Source organism: Pseudoalteromonas sp. BZB3 (assembly GCF_040104455.1).
In the GTDB taxonomy this organism is placed as follows: domain Bacteria; phylum Pseudomonadota; class Gammaproteobacteria; order Enterobacterales; family Alteromonadaceae; genus Pseudoalteromonas.
This window is the reverse complement of the sequence record NZ_JBECOS010000013.1, coordinates 170,622-189,237: the sequence shown is the minus strand read 5'-3', so window position 1 is coordinate 189,237 and position 18,616 is coordinate 170,622. Positions and strand designations below refer to the sequence as shown.

The window sequence follows — 18,616 nt, the reverse complement described above, 5'->3', positions numbered from 1 at the left end:
TAGGAATAAAAAAAGGGCCGAAGCCCTTTATTAATTATAAGTAGCGAGGAGCTTTTGTAATTGCTCTAAACGTTTATCAGTGATGACCTGATTATTAATTTTAATTGTTATGTCGCCACTTTTATTACTTCTTTGCAAATCAATAAATTCATTGCTAAACAGAGACTCGTTTCGGCGAACAGGTTGCTCAAAGTTAATCAAGAACTGTGTAATTTTGATAGCACGTTTCTCATCACTCATTTCTTCAGACATAAAAGATTGGTTACGCAAATCTTCTAACAGCAAGAAAAACATATCTTGATCTTTTTTAATTGCGTCAATTAATTTCTTTGCAGCCTCACGACCTAAGTGATTTGGAGTAGGGTAGTGTTGCAAAACTTTTAAAGGAATTTGTTCAAAAGCTTTTAATGAATCAGCGATTGCAGTGTGAGATACCCCTTCAAGCTCCGCAATCTCTCTGTAAGAGCCTTTCTTGCCTTGAGCAATCAGTTCTTGCTTAGTATCAGCATAAGCTTGTCCTAGCTCCCACAGGCTAGGCGCTATATATTGATCGGAAGAAACCGCTAACAGTTTTGCATCTTCATCAATAAAGTCAGGAGAAGATAATACAACATAATCAGCATCAGCAAGTAAACAGGCCTTACGGCGTCTAGAACCAGATAAAATCCATTGAACATCACCTTTTGACCAGCACAATGCAGGGTGGAGGTTACGTTGGTCATTTTTGATTGCTGGGAGAATGTCAGCAACTGATTTTTGCGAGAGCAAACTTTGTTCACGGCGATTTTGACCGAATACTCTCGTTTGAGATTCAATATCGCTATGTTTGATCACCTGACACGTCAAAGTGATCATTCTATTTGGATCACTCGGTGCCGGCATAGTTAATACTTCACCGACAGAAGCTTGTTCTAATAACTCATCTAAACTACTGGTACTTACAGGCGAAGCAAAAGGGTCTAAGCGAGTGTCATTTTTACGTTTTTTAGCCATGTAAAATCTATTAACCTTGTTGTTCTAGAGACGATTGAGTCGAAACCCAGTTTGAACGTATCAGCATTTCAAGTTCATCAACAACATCTTTGATATTTTCTTGAGATTTGATCAAAGATTCACGACTAGCAAGGCTATCAGATGTTTTTTGATCAAAGATCGTATTGAAAGATGAGGAACTCGCTGTAATCGCAGAGCTATGATTGATTGGATAACTCATAACCTGGCGCCCAAAAGCACTGCGGACATCTTTAACGATATCACGTTGTGAGTGATTACCTTTGACATAGTTGGTAACTAAAAACTGCATGAAATCCCAGCCATGGTGACCTAAAGCTGCAACTGTATGATAAATCTCACCTAAACGTTTTAAATATTTATTGTTTGCATCAAAGTCAACGGCTTCAGGGTGAACTGGTATAAGCATGGCTGTTGAAGCCATTAATGCGTTATAAAACATAAAGTTTAGGGATGGAGCAGTATCAATTAAGATAATATCAAATTGGTCTTCAACAGGCTTTATCACTTTCTCTAATAATTTATGATAATGACGAGTTTGTTCATAACTAGATGACTCTTTTAATTCAGTCGCTGTTTCATGTTCAAAATAAAAATCATCCATTCCCGATGGTAAAAGTCGAATATTAGGTATATGAGTCGATTGGAAAGCTTCACTAACAACATCGGACCAAACTTCACCCTCATCTAATTCAATGCAATCACGCATAAGATCACCAACAGTGATCGGTTCAGGATCTTGAGAAGGAAAAAAACTAGAAGAAGAGCCTTGAGGATCGAGATCAATAATTCCGATACGATAACGTTTGATATTCGTTGTTGCTAATGCGGCTGCTATATTTACTAAAGATGTTGTCTTACCACACCCACCCTTTAAAGAATTAATAACAATGACTTGAAGTTTATCATTTTCTTTACGCTGATCATGAGGAATACCCATAATTTCAGCCATAGCAAAAATATTTGATAATGTGTAAGCATAATGCCCGTTAGCGCCCTTTTGAATGTTTAAATCATCAAAGTCACCTTGGTCATGTCTACGTTTTAACGTTCTATTATTGCAGCCAAGTAAATCAGCTGCAGCTTTTTGTGTGTATGTGCGGAGCTCTTTTTCATCGCTTTTTAAATGAGCACGATAATGTTGGATCCTACCTTCCAAAGATTGTTCAGCAACTTCAGCTGTAGCCTTTAAAAGTTTATAAGTTGATAGTGCGCGAGTATTAATTGACATACATAATATCCTTAACTTTATGCTAAAGATTATAATGTCCATAACTTTAATAGTAAACAACAAAAAAAGAAGACATTTATAAATTGATTACATACAAAGAATAAATAAGAAGTTTAATTATGGTTAAAGTATAAGGTAATTAAGGTTAAATGAGTAAAGTTTGCAAGTAACTTATTGATTTTAAATGCTAATGGTGAAAAAGTGAGATCACTTTATTACGAAGTAAAGATCTGATCTTTATTAACTTTTAGATCTATATTTTACTAACTTGAAAATCAGATTGAGACTTATGCACAGTTTGCAAACAAAATTATTAACATAAGTGTGCTAGAGATCAGATTTTTACTAAGGTAAATCATGGAGTTATACACGGATCATTTATATTAAATATAAAATTACTTAATAAAGATCTGATCTGTTCTTAGTACAGATCAGATCTTTATCAATATAGAACCAAGTTATACACAGCAAAAAACGAGAAGAAATAGATTGAAGCCTGCAAAATATATGACAAATCGACGATGACTTAGTAAAATTTTGATTTGTTGGGTAAGTTAGTAAAAACATGATCTCAATAAAAAACTTCTTCAGATCACTTTTTTACTAACTTTAATTATTAACTTTTGCTGTGGAATATGTTGTTATAGCATGTCGTCGAAATTTGGAAGTAAAACAATGAGCCGAAAGGTGAACATCTCAGTAGATAATCTACCTGATTCATTACGTGGGCAAATTCATGGAGTAGAAAGTGCAACCGATAATGAAAATTTAGCACTATTTACTGATAATAAAGATGTTCGTATCACACTTGACAGTGCTGCACATGAACTTCGAGCATATTCTAATACATTTAACCATTATGATCTTTGGGGTCGCTTTGTCCGCTCTGGTCATAAAAAATTACCATTAGAAGAAGCCCCGAAAAAAACAATAATAACGCGACGTATATCTGAAAAAGTTGATGGTATTCTTTATGAAGGTGAAATAAAAATTACACCTGCAGTAGTGAGCACTAAGTTAGAAGGTGAAGAAGTTGAATGTTTAGTTTGGCCATCAGATCGTGAAGAAAAAGTTGAAAGAGCATTAATTCGACTGGCGTCAAAAGGGAAAATTGTAAAAATTAATTTTAAGTCCGGTATTCAATATGCTGTAATATTTTCTATGAACGAATTGGCGCAGGAATTAAAAGCTGTTGGTCAATCTATGCCTTACCCTCAAATAAAAGAATCTTTAGAGGCACTTCAAGGTTCTAAACTATCGTTTAAATATTCAGCAACGGATACTAAAAATACAGATATTGATGATTCTTTCTACGAATCAAATATGAATTTTCTTTCTTCATTACACTTTAGTGGCAAAAAAGGCCAGGGTGGTAATGTCAAATGTGTCGCTTGTTTGAACGCATTTGTTCATAACATGATCGATAATCTAGAATATAAAGGTTATTACTTCAATAGAGCACAAGAATTAAAACGGGGTTTATCGCGTTGGATGATGCTTCGTTTGTATCATCTATGGCGATATGCTGCACCAGGTAAAACTTACCACTTCAGATTACTCTCAATCATGGAAAAATATGGTTCTATTTACTCAACTGATGAGATAACAGAGAATAAACTGAAAGCTTTACGTCGAGATATGACTACGACAATGAAGGATTTGATAGAAAAAGGTGCTATTTCTGAATACGATATAACCAATGTGAAAGATGATAAAACTGGAAAAATCATCGATTACGTCTATGAGATGCATCCTTCTGAAGAATTTTGTGATGAAATTCTTACTTTAAATAAGCAAAACAAGAGAATCGAAATTCAGGGTGGAAAACGATTAGTCGAAGCTGTTGAAGTTATTGATGAGGATGTACTTGAAGAGATTGTAAAAGAGTAAATTTTGAATTTACTCTCTTTTTTCTAGATAAATTCTATCGACTAGAAAGTTATACTCCCGCTTTCTTGGGTCACTCACACTTGCATCATAGTTAGGAAGACTACCGACCTTTAATTTCTTGCTAGGATTTAACATAATAAAAGGTAGTGCACCACTTACATGGTACCTATTGGTCGCAGTAAAACGAATATTTACTTCTGGGGTTACTCTAGTTGGTCTTCTTATTCTTAATTTTGAATCTGACTGCAAACTTTGGACTCGAAGTTTTTCAGTTTCGACAGCCTTTAACCATGAATCTTGATCTATTGCTCGTGGGTTAGAATACTTAGAAGAACGATCGAGCATTTCTAAAGCTGCATCTTTAGTCAAAGTTTTCGTTGCATGCTTTTTCATCCAAGAGAATCGGACTGAAAAAGGTGACTCTGATTCGCTGTGAATTTTCCGGTATGCAGCTAAAGTAATTAAGTTTGGAACAGCAGAGTGAACTGCTTCAAAACGAGCATCATTATTCGGAATACTAAGAATTAACTCTTTAAACTTTGACTTTTCGATGTTGATTGAATTTATTCTATTTTGCAAATGTTTAAATTTATCTTCTACTAACACAATGCCTGGGTGCCTAGCTAAAACTTTGCCACTTTTACCTGATTCTAAAAATAAATCATTAAATGAAAATATAATCTTTTTTAAAGCCTCATCACCCGTTAATTCATTTACAATAATCTTATCTGGAGCAGTATGTTCTTGCTCTTTATCATAAGCTGGAAGAGAATAATAATTAGCTGAAATAATAGTGGCTGCTTCAAGTTCTTTAGAGAAGAGCTCTAAATGATTTTGCATCAAATCAAACTGTGCTTTGATAAGAAAATTGATATTCATTGAAATTTTTATTTATAATTTTAGTATGATGTGTTCTTTTATTATAACATAAAATAATTCCTTATAAAATTTATTCTTGTTTTGAGTTTTTGTGAGAGAAGGTAGCTGTATCGCTATAGTCAAAGCCGAAAACTACCTGAATTAAAACTCTTAAACGGGATGGAAATATTTTTCAACAACAATAAATCCAAAAAGAATTAAAAATATTTATTGTTTAATAGAAGGTTAGTAGTTCAGTTAGTTAAATTCTCTCAAAAAACCATAAAGTATATAGGTAATACGAAACTATAATTTGAATGAGAAATATAAAGATTTTGAAGTTTAAGTATCCAGCTGAATATTGAAAAATAAAAACACGTTAATCAAACTTAGATAAGTTAATTGTGTCGATGATTCATTAATAGTGTTTGTAAAATACAACTTAAAGACGGAGCTATATTCGATAGTAAGTATCTCCTGGCAAAACGTTTACCATCTTTAAGACAGCATATTTTTTAAGTAAATCATGTGTAGTAGTATCTAGGAATCAACCAATGAAAGTAACTTTATTACCTTGAATGAAAATAAGTTCATGAGAATACTATTTTTAAAACGTAAAGTATGATGTGTTCCTTCCATAGCACATTAGACTTACGATTGTCTAATGTTGTTTACCTTAAGAAATCACACGCTTAAGGTTATGTTAAATTAACTTATAAATTAATGTCGCAACAAATAGACAAATAAGTATTAACTCTGCTTCAAAGAGAGCAAAAAATTATGCTGACCTTAATTCAATATTTCAGAAATTAAACTTTTAAAGGAGAAAGTTAGTCTTATAGATACTAAAGTAGTGACTCAATACAATAGATAAAAGGCAAAACCTTGATAGCAAGGTAGCAATATCAGTTCTTAATAGAAAAATTAAACATAGATATAAGAACCAAGCTTCGCTTAAAACTCAAAGCTACCATCCGTTCATTTATATTTTTTAAAAGTGATTTTGTAAGCTTTTATGCAGAACTAGCTTCTACCAAATTGGTACAGCTTTTAATAGAATTTGTGAAGCTTAAAAATTATCACTTGTCACCAATTGATATCTAACGAACCACTTACTCCGACTAAAAAAATATGAATTTATCATCAAAGCTAATTTAGATAAGAGAAAATAAGATTATCTAAAAAGTAGTTTAATGTTATTTAAAACCAGAAATTTACAATGACAGTAAAGAGATCAACTTGCTCTTTATTGATGTAGTTTTCAATGAGGTGAAATAAAATGCATTGGTTATCGAATCGACCTATTGATTATTAAGTTGGTATCAACGTTTACATTCAATGCTCTTTACTAAACATAAGAATATAATTACACGGGTATAAATTTAATTTTAAATAGATTAAATCTCATTGAACACGATATTTATCGTAAGATTATCCTGTCTAATAATAGCGAGACCTTGTTGGGACTATAACAATGGAATTAGTGAATCAAACACAACAACATTAAAAGAACATTTTATTTGTTAAAAAAACTTAGTCCTGCCGCATAAGTAATAAGAGCATATTCAGCTAATTTGCTAGAGAATTATCACTTTAGACTAATTGTTGCATTAATATTTTTGAACGTTCGGTTTTTAGTTGAACAACATTAAAGTACTTTTAATCTAAACACGAAATTGCAGTATTTTTAAAACTAATCTAACTCATTTATGGAAAGGGAATGACAGAAACGGCTTTCCAATGATACTTTCAACTCAAAAATTAGTTGAGAATTCATTGTATTAACTACTTAAATTTTATTGCTAAATATAATTAATGCTATGAAAATTTGGTCATATTAGAAAAATTTAGGAGCCTAAATAAGCTAACAATAACTTCATATAAGAAATAGAACCAGGATTAATGAAACAATCCAATACTTAATGAAGTAACTTTTCAGAAACACCAAAAGTCTAATAAATGCTCTCAATTTTGATTTACATATCACTGAAAAATATAAATTACAAATTGATATGTTTAATTATCAATATACTCTTTTTTAACTTAAACAATGATTTAGCAGAATTGTATAGAAGCAAGCTTTCTTTTTTGATTACTCTATCAATATTTGCACAATTTCAAACATAAAAAATATGTATGATGTGTTCTAAAAATTCATCTTGCTTATCTTATGATGTGTACTTTACAAGGTGTGTAACCTCAATTACTTGTTGTAATCCAACGTTTACGGATGCCTAGCTATGTTGTATGTTGTGTTCTAGTTTGGTGAATTAGCTGTTGAGTTCAATATAGCAATGTTGTAAGTTGTTGGAGTTCAGATTAAATATAGGAATGAGGAATGAACAACTGGAATCCAAATAGCTGGAGAGATTTTCCAATCGTCCAGCAGCCTGAATATCCGGATCAGGCACAATTAAAACAAGTCGAAAAACAACTAAACTCTGCACCTCCCTTAGTATTCGCAGAAGAAACAAGAAGTTTATACAAAAGTTTAGCTGACGTGTGTGAAGGAAAGGCTTTCTTACTTCAAGGGGGGGATTGTGCTGAATCATTCTCTGATTTTAGTGCAGCGAATATTAGGGATACGTTTAAAACATTACTTCAAATGGCAGTAGTATTAACTTATGGCGGAAAATGCCCTGTAGTTAAAATTGCAAGAATGGCTGGACAGTATGCCAAACCAAGATCTTCCGATTATGAAACCATTGATGGTGTTTCATTACCATCGTACCGTGGTGATATTGTGAATAGCTTTGAATTTACAGAATCAGCTCGTATACCTGATCCAAACAGATTAATGACTGCTTATCACCACAGTGCAGCAACGTTAAATTTATTAAGAGCATTTGCGCAAGGTGGTTTAGCTGATTTACATCAAGTGAATCGTTGGAACATGAGTTTCGTTGCAGCAAACCCGTTAAAAGAAAAGTTCCAGCAATTAGCAGATAGAATTCAAGACGCACTTCAGTTTATGGAAGTATGTGGAATTGACTCATCTGTAGCTCCTAGTTTAAAAGAAACTTCACTTTATACATCACACGAAGCATTACTGTTAGGTTATGAAGAAGCCCTAACACGGAGAGATCATTTAACTGGTGATTGGTATGACTGTTCATCACACTTTGTATGGATTGGTGAACGAACTAGACAACTAGACCATGCACATATCGAGTTCTTCAGAGGAATTAAAAACCCGATCGGTGTAAAAGTTGGTCCAGGTATGAAGCCTGATGAACTAATTGAATTAATAGATGCCTTAAACCCAGAAAATATCCCAGGTAGATTAACACTTATAACAAGAATGGGAGCTGATATCCTGCCTGAAAAGCTTCCAGCACTTGTTAGAAAAGTACAAGAGGAAGGTCGTAAGGTAATATGGTCTTCTGATCCAATGCACGGTAATACTGAAAAAGCGACAACTGGTTATAAAACACGAAGCTTTAACAATATCTTACGTGAAATTAGTCAATTCTTTGCTGTACATAAATCAGAAGGTTCATATGCAGGCGGAGTTCATTTAGAGATGACAGGCCAACACGTTACCGAATGTACTGGTGGTGCTTATGGTTTATCTGATGAAGATTTAGCACAAAGATACAGAACGCAATGTGACCCAAGACTTAATGCTGACCAGGTATTAGAACTTGGCTTTTTAGTCGCTGATTTGTTGAAAGATGCTAGAAAGTAGTTGAATTATTGATTGAATAAAGCTTATTTAACTTATAAACCCCACACAAAGTTGTGGGGTTTATTTTAGAATAGTCCTTAAATTTCCTAAGTACAGATATAAAACCTAGTATTTGCGCCTTACTAAACCAGCTTCAGAAATAATTTTTGCAGAAATCTCTTCTACTGAGTGTTTCGTCGAATTTAAGTAAGGTGTTTTATGCTTCTTAAATAACATTTCTACTTCTCTCACTTCAATCCGACACTGACGAATTGACGCATACTTTGAATTAGCCATACGTTCCTGTCTGATTAAAGAAAGTCTCTCGGGGTCGATTGTTAAACCAAAAAGTTTATTTTTATAAGGTAATAAGCATTTGGGGTAGTTACCTTTTTCAAGATCGTCTTCTGTCATCGGATAATTGGCAGCTTTAATACCATACTGTAAAGCAAGATATAGACTAGTCGGTGTTTTACCACTACGACTCACACCAACCAAAATGATATCTGCTTCTTCGTAGTTCTTTATATTTGCGCCATCATCATTTGCTAAAGCATAGTTAACAGCGTCAATCCTAAAGTCATAACTTGATTCGTGTATTGAGTGCGTTCTATGAATACGAGGGACAGGTTCTGTTTTTAGCTCTTTTTTAAGAACATGGCTGGCTAATGTTAAAAAGTCATAACAAACAGCATTACTCGAAGAAATAATATCGGACAATTCTGGATTCACAAAAGTGAAAAATACTAATGGCTTATCTCCATCTGCACTAACAGTATTGTTTATAAGCTCTTTAATTTCATGCGCTCTATCGACTGTTTCAACGAAAGGTAGGGTTTTGTGTTGAAATTCAACAGGAAAAAGTGAAAGGGTCGCATGACCAAAAACTTCAGATGTGATAGCTGTACCATCAGAAATATAAAAAGCAGTTCTCATAAAATAAGCCTAATGAAATTTGTTTATTTTCCTTATCGCGGTTTACGCGACTAGCTTTGCCAGTGTAGAATGCACTCGACTATACTAATGGTCAAACAATCTCTCACATTTATTACAATTTGTTTATGGAGACAGTTCCGTGCAAGACTACGTTCTCTGGTATCAAGAGTTAGGTATGCAAGATGTACCTCGAGTAGGTGGCAAAAATGCGTCACTTGGGGAAATGATTTCAAACCTAGCAAACGCTGGTGTACAAGTACCAGGCGGATTCGCTACAACCGCCGAAGCCTTCAATGAATTTTTAGAGCAATCAGGCTTAAACGAAAAAATTCACAAAATCCTAGACACATTAGACGTTGATGACGTTAACACCCTAGCTAAAGTGGGTGCTGATATTCGTCAATGGATCATCGATACACCTTTCCAACCAGAACTAGATAAAGCTATTCGCGACGCATATAACACGCTCCATGGTGATGCATCTGCAGATGTTTCTTTCGCAGTTCGTTCATCTGCAACTGCAGAAGATATGCCTGACGCTTCGTTTGCGGGTCAACAAGAAACATTCTTAAATGTTCGTGGTATTGACGCTGTAATGGTTGCAATCAAACACGTATTTGCATCGTTATTCAATGATCGTGCAATTTCTTATCGTGTGCACCAAGGTTATGACCACCGTGGCGTTGCGCTATCGGCTGGTATACAACGAATGGTTCGTTCAGACAAAGCATCTTCAGGTGTAATGTTCAGTATCGATACTGAATCAGGTTTTGAGGATGTTGTTTTTGTAACGTCAAGTTATGGTCTTGGCGAAATGGTTGTACAGGGCGCTGTTAATCCAGATGAGTTTTATGTTCACAAACCAACTTTAGCCAAAGGTAAACCTTCTGTAGTTAGAAGAAACCTTGGTTCTAAAGCAATTCAAATGGTTTACTCAAGTGATCAATCACACGGTAAACAAGTTGAAATTGTAGATATGGAACCTGAACTATCAAATTGTTTTTCAATCACAGATGAAGAAGTACAAGAACTAGCAAAGCAAGCTGTAATCATTGAAAAGCATTATGGCCGTCCGATGGATATCGAATGGGCTAAAGATGGTAATGACGGTAAACTTTATATCGTTCAAGCACGTCCTGAAACAGTTCGCTCTAATGAAGACGCAAACGTGATGGAGCGATTCCAACTTAAAGCACAATCTAATGTTATTGCAGAAGGTCGTGCAATCGGTCATAAAATTGGTTCTGGTGTTGTACGAGTTCTTAATTCAATTGACGAGATGGATAAAGTACAAGTTGGTGATGTATTAGTCACTGATATGACAGACCCTGATTGGGAACCAATCATGAAGCGTGCAGCTGCGATCGTTACAAACCGTGGCGGCCGTACATGTCACGCAGCAATCATTGCTCGTGAACTTGGTATTCCAGCTGTTGTTGGTTGTGGTAACGCAACAGACTTAATCACTAATAATCAAGAAGTAACTGTTTCTTGTGCTGAAGGTGATACAGGCTATATCTACGAAGGCAAACTTGATTATGAAGTAATTACTTCAGAAATTGATTCTATGCCTAGTTTACCAATGAAAATCATGATGAATGTTGGTAATCCAGATCGTGCGTTTGACTTCGCTAAATTACCACATGCTGGTATTGGTCTTGCGCGTTTAGAGTTTATTATCAACCGTATGATTGGTATACACCCTAAAGCTTTAATCAACTTTGATACTCAACCTGCTGATTTACAAACGGAAATCAAAGAAATGATTGCAGGTTATGCTTCACCAGTTGAATTCTATATAGAAAAATTAGTTGAAGGTATTGCAACTTTAGGCTCTGCATTTGCGCCAGAACGCGTTATTGTTCGTATGTCAGACTTTAAGTCGAACGAATATGCGAACTTAGTTGGCGGCCAACAATATGAGCCAGAAGAAGAAAACCCAATGATTGGTTTCCGCGGCGCATCTCGTTATATTTCTGAAGATTTCCGCGAATGTTTTGCACTAGAATGTGAAGCAATTAAGCGCGTTAGAAATGGCATGGATTTAACGAATGTTGAAATCATGATCCCATTTGTTCGAACTTTAGAAGAAGCAGCACAAGTAATACAGTTACTTGAAGAGCATGGCTTAAAACGTGGTGAAAATGGCTTAAAAGTAATCATGATGTGTGAATTACCATCAAATGCATTACTTGCAGAAGAGTTCCTAGAATACTTCGACGGTTTCTCTATTGGTTCTAACGATTTAACTCAGTTAACATTAGGTCTTGACCGTGATTCTGGTTTAATCGCACACCTATTCGATGAAAGAAATCCTGCAATTAAGAAACTTTTATCTATGGCTATTCAAACTGCTAAAGCCAAAGGCAAATATGTTGGTATCTGTGGCCAAGGCCCTTCAGATCATGAAGATTTTGCTGCTTGGCTTGTTGAACAAGGTATTGATTCTGTATCTTTGAATCCTGATACAGTGTTAGAAACTTGGTTGTATTTAGCAGATAAACTTAAAGTAAACTAATTGAAAAGCCGGCAATCGCCGGCTTTTTTTCATTTTACTTTGTCTAATCTGTAACAAACATTTCTAAAAATTCGCTGTAATTTCTTCAAATAGATTCTAGCTTTAGGGTAATAAAAAGAAAAACACATTAGAGCAGCCAAACCAAATATGATTGAAGGACCAGGCACAACAAAAAAGATAATTGCTAATATTACAAATAGACAACCTAAACTCAAAGTAAAAAATTTCTTCATAGCAGCCTCCTGTATTAAATAATAGCAAGTTAAATATAATTTTCTGTTTCTAACTGTAACAAAGAATATAAAACTCAATTTTCTTAACATTCTACCGTGATACAATAGAGTCATAAGTAATAAGTAAAAACCGTCATGATTGCTCAAATTTCTCAACAAGATAACGCAAATGAATTAATCAATAGCTATATAGATAAGCTTAAAAGTTCAGGCTTTACTGGTGATCTTGATACCAGTTACGCAACACGTATTGTTAATTCAACTGATAACAGTATTTATCAAGAAGTACCTCAAGCTGTAGTTTTTCCTAAATCAAATAAAGATATTCAAATTGCACTTCAAACAGCCAACCAAGATCCATTTTTGTCTTTAACTTTTGGTCCAAGAGGTGGAGGCACAGGCACTAATGGGCAATCACTTACACCCGGCATCATTCTAGATTTATCACGACATATGCGTGAAATTATAGAAATAAATGAAGAAGAAAAATGGGTCAAAGTTCAAGCGGGTGTAATTAAAGATCAGTTAAATGATTTTTTAAGACCTTATGGATATTTCTTCGCTCCAGATTTATCAACGAGTAATAGAGCAACAATCGGCGGTATGATAAATACCGATGCTTCTGGACAAGGTTCGTTAGTATATGGAAAAACCAGTGACCATGTTTTAGGGTTAAAATCATATCTTGTTGATGGCACCGAATTAAATACAAGTAAAATTACTAAAGAACAAGCTGAGTTATTAGCAGAGCAACAAACAACTACATCATCTGTATATAAGCAAGTACTTACTTCATGTGAAGGTAACAGAGAATTAATTCTAAAAAAATTCCCAAGACTCAATCGCTTTTTAACTGGTTATGATTTAGAAAATGTTTTTAATAAAGAATTATCTACATTCGATTTATCTAGAGTTATAACAGGAAGTGAGGGCTCACTAGCGATAGTTGCAGAAGCAAAACTTAATATTACACCTATTGCACCATTTAAAACTTTAATAAATATAAAATATGATAGTTTTGATTCTGCACTTCGTAATTCACCATTTTTAGTTGATGCAGAAGCAACGTCCGTAGAAACCGTAGATAGTAAAGTTCTTAATCTAGCAAAAGAAGATATTATCTGGCATTCAGTTTCGGATCTTATTCAAGATGTCCCTGACAAAGAAATGTTGGGTTTAAACATGGTTGAATTCAATGGAGAAACAGAAAATGAAATGGATGACAAAATTAATAACCTTTGTAACAAGCTTGACTCCCTTATCGAAAATAAACAAGCAGGTGTTATCGGTTATCAACTAACAAACGATAAATCTGAAATTCTAAAAATTTATGCGATGCGTAAAAAGGCAGTCGGGTTACTTGGTAATACAAAGGGAAAACAAAAACCTCTCGCTTTCGCGGAAGATACGGCCGTTCCTCCTGAAAATTTAGCAGACTTTATTTCAGAATTTAGAACATTGCTTGATAGCCATAATCTACATTATGGTATGTTCGGTCATGTTGATGCAGGTGTATTACATGTTAGACCAGCACTCGATATGTGCGATCCTGAGCAAGAAAAGTTACTTAGAAAAATTTCTGATCAAGTCGTATCACTTACAGCTAAATATAATGGTTTGATGTGGGGCGAGCATGGTAAGGGCTATCGCAGTGAATATGGTCCTGAATTTTTTGGTGAAGAACTTTTTAACGAACTTAGAAAAATAAAAGCAGTGTTCGATAAAAATAATAGACTAAACCCTGGAAAAATTTGTACGCCAATAGAAAGTAAAGACTCACTTGTTTCAGTTGATGGACAAAAAAGAAGTTGGTTTGATCGCAAAATAAATGTAACTGTTAAAGACAGTTTTGAAAATGCGATGAATTGTAATGGTAATGGACTTTGTTTTAATTATGATGATGACACACCAATGTGTCCATCTTATAAAGTTACCAAAGATAGACGTCATTCGCCAAAAGGGCGGGCATCATTATTTAGAGAATGGTTAAGACTTCAAGAAGAGCAGGGCGTTAATCTTCTAGAAGTTGAAAAGCAATTAATTAATAAAGAAAGTGATACTACCTGGTGGGAAAGGTACCGAAACTCTGGCTCTAATAATTACGACTTTAACCACGAAGTCAAAGAAGCGATGGATGAATGCTTGGCTTGTAAAGCATGTTCTTCAGCCTGCCCAATCAAAGTGGATGTTCCTACATTTAGAGCTCGATTCTTAAATTTCTATCACAGTATTTATTTACGTCCTGCTAAAGATTTACTCGTAGGAAATGTCGAAGCAACAGCACCAATTATGTCAAAGTTTCCTAGGTTGAATAATTTTATTGTAAATAATTTTCCTGGGAAACAATTCATTAATAATATAATTGGCTACGTAGATACACCTAACTTAAGTGTACCTACTATATCTGAACGCATAAAAACAAAAAACAAATTTGATTTCGAAACAGTAAATTTACTTTCTGAATCTGAAAAAAACAATTCAGTTTTAATCGTACAAGATCCATTTACTAGTTTCTATGAAGCAGAACTTGTTGCAGCAACGATTAAACTTATCGAAGCATTAGGAAAAAACGTTTTTGTTCTGCCATTTGTTCCAAATGGCAAACCTCAACACGTTAAAGGTTTTCTTAAAGAATTTAAAACGACTGCAAAAAATTCAAGCCAGTTTCTGAATCAAGTAGCTGAATTAAACATTCCTATGATTGGTTTAGATGCGTCTTTAGTTATGGTATATAGAGATGAATATAAAACAATTTTAAGCTCTGAAGATAGAGGTCGCTTCGAAGTTAAACTTGCACATGAATTGTTTGAATCATTTGATTTTAGCGGGCTAAAAATAAACAGTGAAAATAGCTTTACCTTATTGTCACACTGTACTGAAACAACAGCTATGCCGTCAGCATCAAAAACTTGGAAAAATATTTTTTCTCAGATAGGTTTAGACTTAAATACCCCCACAACTGGTTGCTGTGGTATGGCTGGTACATATGGACATGAAAAGCAAAATTATGAAAAGTCTAAGTTATTGTATGAATCTTCTTGGAAAAAGAAGATAAAAAATGAACAATTGAATACTATTTTGTCGACTGGCTTTTCTTGTCGTTCTCAAGTTAAAAGATTTGAAGGTAAGAAGCCACTTCATCCAATTGAATTTATTGCTTCTAAACTTTAAATATATGAGTAATGTGGTTGAAATAATTCAACCACATTCAATTTAACATAATCACAATACGCTATTATAAAGTTCTCTTAGAGCCAGACTTTGCACGATCTGACACATTAGTTTGTATGTAAATCTGGTCTGTCGTCGCAATTTTTGAATGCCCAAGATCTTCGGAAAGGTGTTTCAGTGGTCGATGCTTTGCATCATGCGTGGCACCTGTATGACGAAGCCAATGAGATGTAGCTGCTTTAAGTTGTTCTGATTCATCTTCGAAACCATCTTTTTCTAATTTTTCGATTGCAAGATCAAAACTTTCTTGAACAATTCTTCTGATCTGTCTGACATTCATACCACCTTGTCCACGTAATTTATGAAGGATAGGGGATGGATCATCTGCGCGAGGTAAAGGTTCAAAACCTCTATGAATACGATACCTTTTCAAATATTCCAAAAATTCTTCGCTTAAAGTAACATCTCTCAATTTGTTACCTTTACCCATAACACGCAAAAACCAGTAATTATCAGAATCTTGCCAAAAATGACTCATAACTGGTGACCATTGTGGTCTATCTGATAATTCAGAAATTCTAAGATATAACCCTTTTAAACAAGCTAAGGTGAATAAATTCCTTTCGAATTTAGGCTCTTTTACGCATTTATCTTTTGTCACACCGAAGACATATTCCCATTGAAGGTCACTTAGAGTATCCGGCATATTGATTTGAGATTGCACAACTAAATATGGAGAATTTTTTTTAACTACAGGCACATAGTTAAAAGCTGATTTTTCTTCTAATTGTGCAAATTTATAAAATACATTTAACGCAGTAAACATAGCTGCAAGCGTTTGTTGACTAACACCATTTTCTTTTTCTATAAAGGGACGCCATTTATCATTAATGCATTTTATGCCGTCTTTATCTTTAAACCGCCATTGTACAGAATTTGTCGACCAAGCTTTTTCAGGCTTTACCATGAAATCAACGTAAGCTTCTATGTCTTCACGCTTTAAATTGAAAACTGATGATTTTGTAAAATGCCAAGACCATAAATAGAATCGTTCGATTTCATTTCGAAAACGATTAAATGTTGCTTCAGATTTTCTTCCGTAAACATATAGAAACTTTAACAAAAATTCATAATCTGAAATTATAAAGTCATGTTTAGAGTTCAATGCTGTCAGTTGAGATTCTAATTCAGGATATTCGGTTCTAAGGGTAGCATCTTCAACATGGGCAATCATATATCTTAATTGCTTTACAGTATCAACTAACGGGAAAATCATATTAAGTCCGATATTGGTTAGTATTGGACATAGTTTAGAGATTTAGAGAGGCTATGTAAACTAAAGTTTTTAAACCAAAGTGCTCATAAATATATAAACACTGCAATTTAACATAACGTAAATTATGCGATATTAACTAAAGAGTAAAAAAATGCTAGAATTTGCCCTCACTTATTAGCTGGCCTATCAAAATGAATGAACAAACCTTTTGGGAAATTTTAGAAAAAGTAAGTCAATCTCCAGAAGATCCAAATGAAACACTTAAATCGATATTAGCAAAATTAACAAGCAATGATATCAAAGATTTTGATGTAATTTATACAGAAAAGCTTAAAAGTCTTTGGCATTGGGATAATTGGGCGGTTGCATTTATTATATGTGGCTGTAATACAGAGTATGATTTTTTAGATTTTTGTAATTGGTGTTTATTACAAGGAAAAGAATTTAATATAAAACTAACTAGTAAACCAGACGAGCTGTTCGATTATAATTTCCCAATTAAAGATAGTTTACCTTACCCTTATATTGACGAACTTGATCTAGTGCCAGGTTTATTATTTGAAGAACTAACTGGTAAAGAACTACCTTATCATCAAGTAGTTAAATTTCAACCTAAGGGAAAAAGATTTAAAAATAAACCTAAGTCCCTTAAAGAAAATTTTCCAAACTTATTTAATAAATTTTGGAAAAAGAATTAATCTATAATAATTCTTAACATTCTTCTTAATGGTTCAGCTGCTCCCCAAAGTAGCTGATCACCTACAGTAAATGCACTAATATATTTCGGTCCCATCGTTAATTTTCTAATACGACCAACTGGTATATCCAATGTGCCTGTTACTTTTACAGGTGTTAATTCTTCTGCTGTGATATCTCTATCATTTGGAATAACACGTACCCATTCATTATGATTAGCAAGAATGCTTTCAATCTCATCGACGCTTAAGTCTTCTCTTAACTTAATGGTCATTGCTTGGGAATGACAACGCATTGCGCCAATTCTAACGCATAATCCATCAATTGGAATTGGTGAACGACTAGAGCCTAAAATTTTGTTTGCTTCTACTTGCGCTTTCCACTCTTCTTTTGACTGGCCAGATTCCATTGGCACATCAATCCATGGAATTAAACTGCCAGCTAGCGGCACACCGAATTGGTCTTTAGGTAACGAATCAGATTTAATTTTCTCAGCTACTAGTTTATCAATCTCGAGTATTGCTGAACTTGGATCATCTAATAGAGATTTAACTTCTGAATTAATCTCACCCATTTGTGTGATCAGCTCTCGCATATTACGCGCGCCAGCACCAGATGCAGCCTGGTAAGTCATTGGAGAAACCCACTCAACTAAATCACGTTCGAATAGACCGCCTAGAGCTAATAACATTAACGATACGGTACAATTACCGCCTACAAAAGTTTTAACGCCCTGCTCTAATCCTTGCTTAATAACATCGTTATTCACTGGATCTAAAACAATGATACTGTCGCTTTCCATTCTAAGTGCAGAAGCTGCATCAATCCAATATCCACTCCAGCCTGACTCTCTTAAATGTGGATAGACAGATTTTGTATAATCACCACCTTGGCAAGAAATAATAATGTCCATTTGGGACAAAGCAGTCACGTCATTTGCATCAAGCAACGGTTTAGGCGTGCCAGCAATGTTAGGTCCTAATTGACCAGTTTGAGAAGTTGTAAAAAAATGCGCTTCAATCTTATCAAAATCATTTTCTTGCTGCATACGCTCCATTAAAACGGAGCCAACCATACCACGCCAACCAACGAGTCCTACTTTATTCATAGTCTTTTACCTTGTATCAAA

Annotated in this window: 12 protein-coding genes; 5 read left to right on the top strand and 7 right to left on the bottom strand. The window is 34.3% G+C overall.

Annotated elements, in window-relative coordinates; genetic code table 11:
* Positions 1-30: 30 nt before the first annotated feature.
* Both ABMY35_RS15515 and ABMY35_RS15510 read right to left on the bottom strand, forming a co-directional pair.
* On the bottom strand, positions 31-993 hold the full coding sequence (locus tag ABMY35_RS15515; RefSeq protein WP_349287045.1) for a transcriptional regulator: 963 nt from the start codon (positions 991-993) through the stop codon (positions 31-33).
* Positions 994-1,003: 10 nt separating this feature from the next.
* Positions 1,004-2,242 carry an AAA family ATPase gene (locus tag ABMY35_RS15510; RefSeq protein ID WP_349287044.1) on the bottom strand — a complete coding sequence of 413 codons (1,239 nt, stop codon included), beginning with the start codon at positions 2,240-2,242 and terminating at the stop codon, positions 1,004-1,006.
* Between the two features lie 675 nt (positions 2,243-2,917).
* Here ABMY35_RS15510 and ABMY35_RS15505 point away from each other — a divergent pair.
* A complete protein-coding gene (locus ABMY35_RS15505; RefSeq protein WP_130254783.1) occupies positions 2,918-4,132 on the top strand; it encodes a replication protein A in 1,215 nt (404 codons plus the stop codon).
* 9 nt (positions 4,133-4,141) lie between these two features.
* On the opposite strand, the gene ABMY35_RS15500 is transcribed toward ABMY35_RS15505, so the two are convergent.
* Positions 4,142-5,011, bottom strand: a complete 870-nt coding sequence (locus tag ABMY35_RS15500; RefSeq protein ID WP_349287043.1) for a DNA replication terminus site-binding protein — start codon at positions 5,009-5,011, stop codon at positions 4,142-4,144.
* Between the two features lie 2,317 nt (positions 5,012-7,328).
* Here ABMY35_RS15500 and ABMY35_RS15495 point away from each other — a divergent pair.
* The gene (locus ABMY35_RS15495; protein WP_349287042.1) at positions 7,329-8,678 is read left to right on the top strand and encodes a 3-deoxy-7-phosphoheptulonate synthase class II; all 1,350 of its coding nucleotides are present in this window, start codon (positions 7,329-7,331) and stop codon (positions 8,676-8,678) included.
* A gap of 105 nt (positions 8,679-8,783) precedes the next feature.
* Here the strand turns inward: ABMY35_RS15495 and ABMY35_RS15490 are convergent, their stop codons facing one another.
* Positions 8,784-9,593, bottom strand: a complete 810-nt coding sequence (locus ABMY35_RS15490) for a pyruvate, water dikinase regulatory protein (protein ID WP_349287041.1) — start codon at positions 9,591-9,593, stop codon at positions 8,784-8,786.
* Between the two features lie 139 nt (positions 9,594-9,732).
* Here ABMY35_RS15490 and ppsA point away from each other — a divergent pair, with 139 nt between their 5' ends.
* Positions 9,733-12,111, top strand: a complete 2,379-nt coding sequence (ppsA, locus tag ABMY35_RS15485; RefSeq protein ID WP_349287040.1) for a phosphoenolpyruvate synthase — start codon at positions 9,733-9,735, stop codon at positions 12,109-12,111.
* Positions 12,112-12,140: 29 nt separating this feature from the next.
* Here ppsA and ABMY35_RS15480 read toward each other — a convergent pair whose 3' ends face one another.
* Positions 12,141-12,344, bottom strand: coding sequence for a PGPGW domain-containing protein (locus tag ABMY35_RS15480; RefSeq protein WP_138479361.1), 204 nt, complete (start codon positions 12,342-12,344; stop codon positions 12,141-12,143).
* A gap of 135 nt (positions 12,345-12,479) precedes the next feature.
* Here ABMY35_RS15480 and ABMY35_RS15475 point away from each other — a divergent pair, with 135 nt between their 5' ends.
* Positions 12,480-15,515, top strand: coding sequence for an FAD-binding and (Fe-S)-binding domain-containing protein (locus ABMY35_RS15475; RefSeq protein WP_349287039.1), 3,036 nt, complete (start codon positions 12,480-12,482; stop codon positions 15,513-15,515).
* Positions 15,516-15,579: 64 nt separating this feature from the next.
* Here ABMY35_RS15475 and ABMY35_RS15470 read toward each other — a convergent pair whose 3' ends face one another.
* Positions 15,580-16,791, bottom strand: a complete 1,212-nt coding sequence (locus ABMY35_RS15470) for a tyrosine-type recombinase/integrase (protein ID WP_349287038.1) — start codon at positions 16,789-16,791, stop codon at positions 15,580-15,582.
* A 191-nt stretch (positions 16,792-16,982) separates the two neighbouring features.
* Between ABMY35_RS15470 and ABMY35_RS15465 the strand changes: the two genes are divergently transcribed.
* Entirely contained in the window at positions 16,983-17,489 is a 507-nt protein-coding gene (locus tag ABMY35_RS15465) for a DUF4240 domain-containing protein (RefSeq protein WP_349287037.1), read from the top strand.
* On the opposite strand, the gene asd is transcribed toward ABMY35_RS15465, so the two are convergent.
* Complete coding sequence (gene asd / locus ABMY35_RS15460; RefSeq protein WP_349287036.1) at positions 17,486-18,595, bottom strand: aspartate-semialdehyde dehydrogenase; 1,110 nt, start codon at positions 18,593-18,595, stop codon at positions 17,486-17,488. The two genes, ABMY35_RS15465 and asd, sit on opposite strands and share 4 nt — an antisense overlap.
* Positions 18,596-18,616 lie beyond the last annotated feature (21 nt).

What these genes read in the sequence shown, in the direction of transcription:
- ABMY35_RS15470 (WP_349287038.1), bottom strand. Translation starts at nt 16,791, where the DNA reads ATGATTTTCCCGTTAGTTGATACTGTAAAGCAATTAAGATATATGATT.
- ABMY35_RS15505 (WP_130254783.1), top strand. Translation starts at nt 2,918, where the DNA reads ATGAGCCGAAAGGTGAACATCTCAGTAGATAATCTACCTGATTCATTA.
- ABMY35_RS15480 (WP_138479361.1), bottom strand. Translation starts at nt 12,344, where the DNA reads ATGAAGAAATTTTTTACTTTGAGTTTAGGTTGTCTATTTGTAATATTA.
- ABMY35_RS15515 (WP_349287045.1), bottom strand. Translation starts at nt 993, where the DNA reads ATGGCTAAAAAACGTAAAAATGACACTCGCTTAGACCCTTTTGCTTCG.
- asd (WP_349287036.1), bottom strand. Translation starts at nt 18,595, where the DNA reads ATGAATAAAGTAGGACTCGTTGGTTGGCGTGGTATGGTTGGCTCCGTT.
- ABMY35_RS15495 (WP_349287042.1), top strand. Translation starts at nt 7,329, where the DNA reads ATGAACAACTGGAATCCAAATAGCTGGAGAGATTTTCCAATCGTCCAG.
- ABMY35_RS15510 (WP_349287044.1), bottom strand. Translation starts at nt 2,242, where the DNA reads ATGTCAATTAATACTCGCGCACTATCAACTTATAAACTTTTAAAGGCT.
- ABMY35_RS15475 (WP_349287039.1), top strand. Translation starts at nt 12,480, where the DNA reads ATGATTGCTCAAATTTCTCAACAAGATAACGCAAATGAATTAATCAAT.
- ABMY35_RS15500 (WP_349287043.1), bottom strand. Translation starts at nt 5,011, where the DNA reads ATGAATATCAATTTTCTTATCAAAGCACAGTTTGATTTGATGCAAAAT.
- ABMY35_RS15465 (WP_349287037.1), top strand. Translation starts at nt 16,983, where the DNA reads ATGAATGAACAAACCTTTTGGGAAATTTTAGAAAAAGTAAGTCAATCT.
- ABMY35_RS15490 (WP_349287041.1), bottom strand. Translation starts at nt 9,593, where the DNA reads ATGAGAACTGCTTTTTATATTTCTGATGGTACAGCTATCACATCTGAA.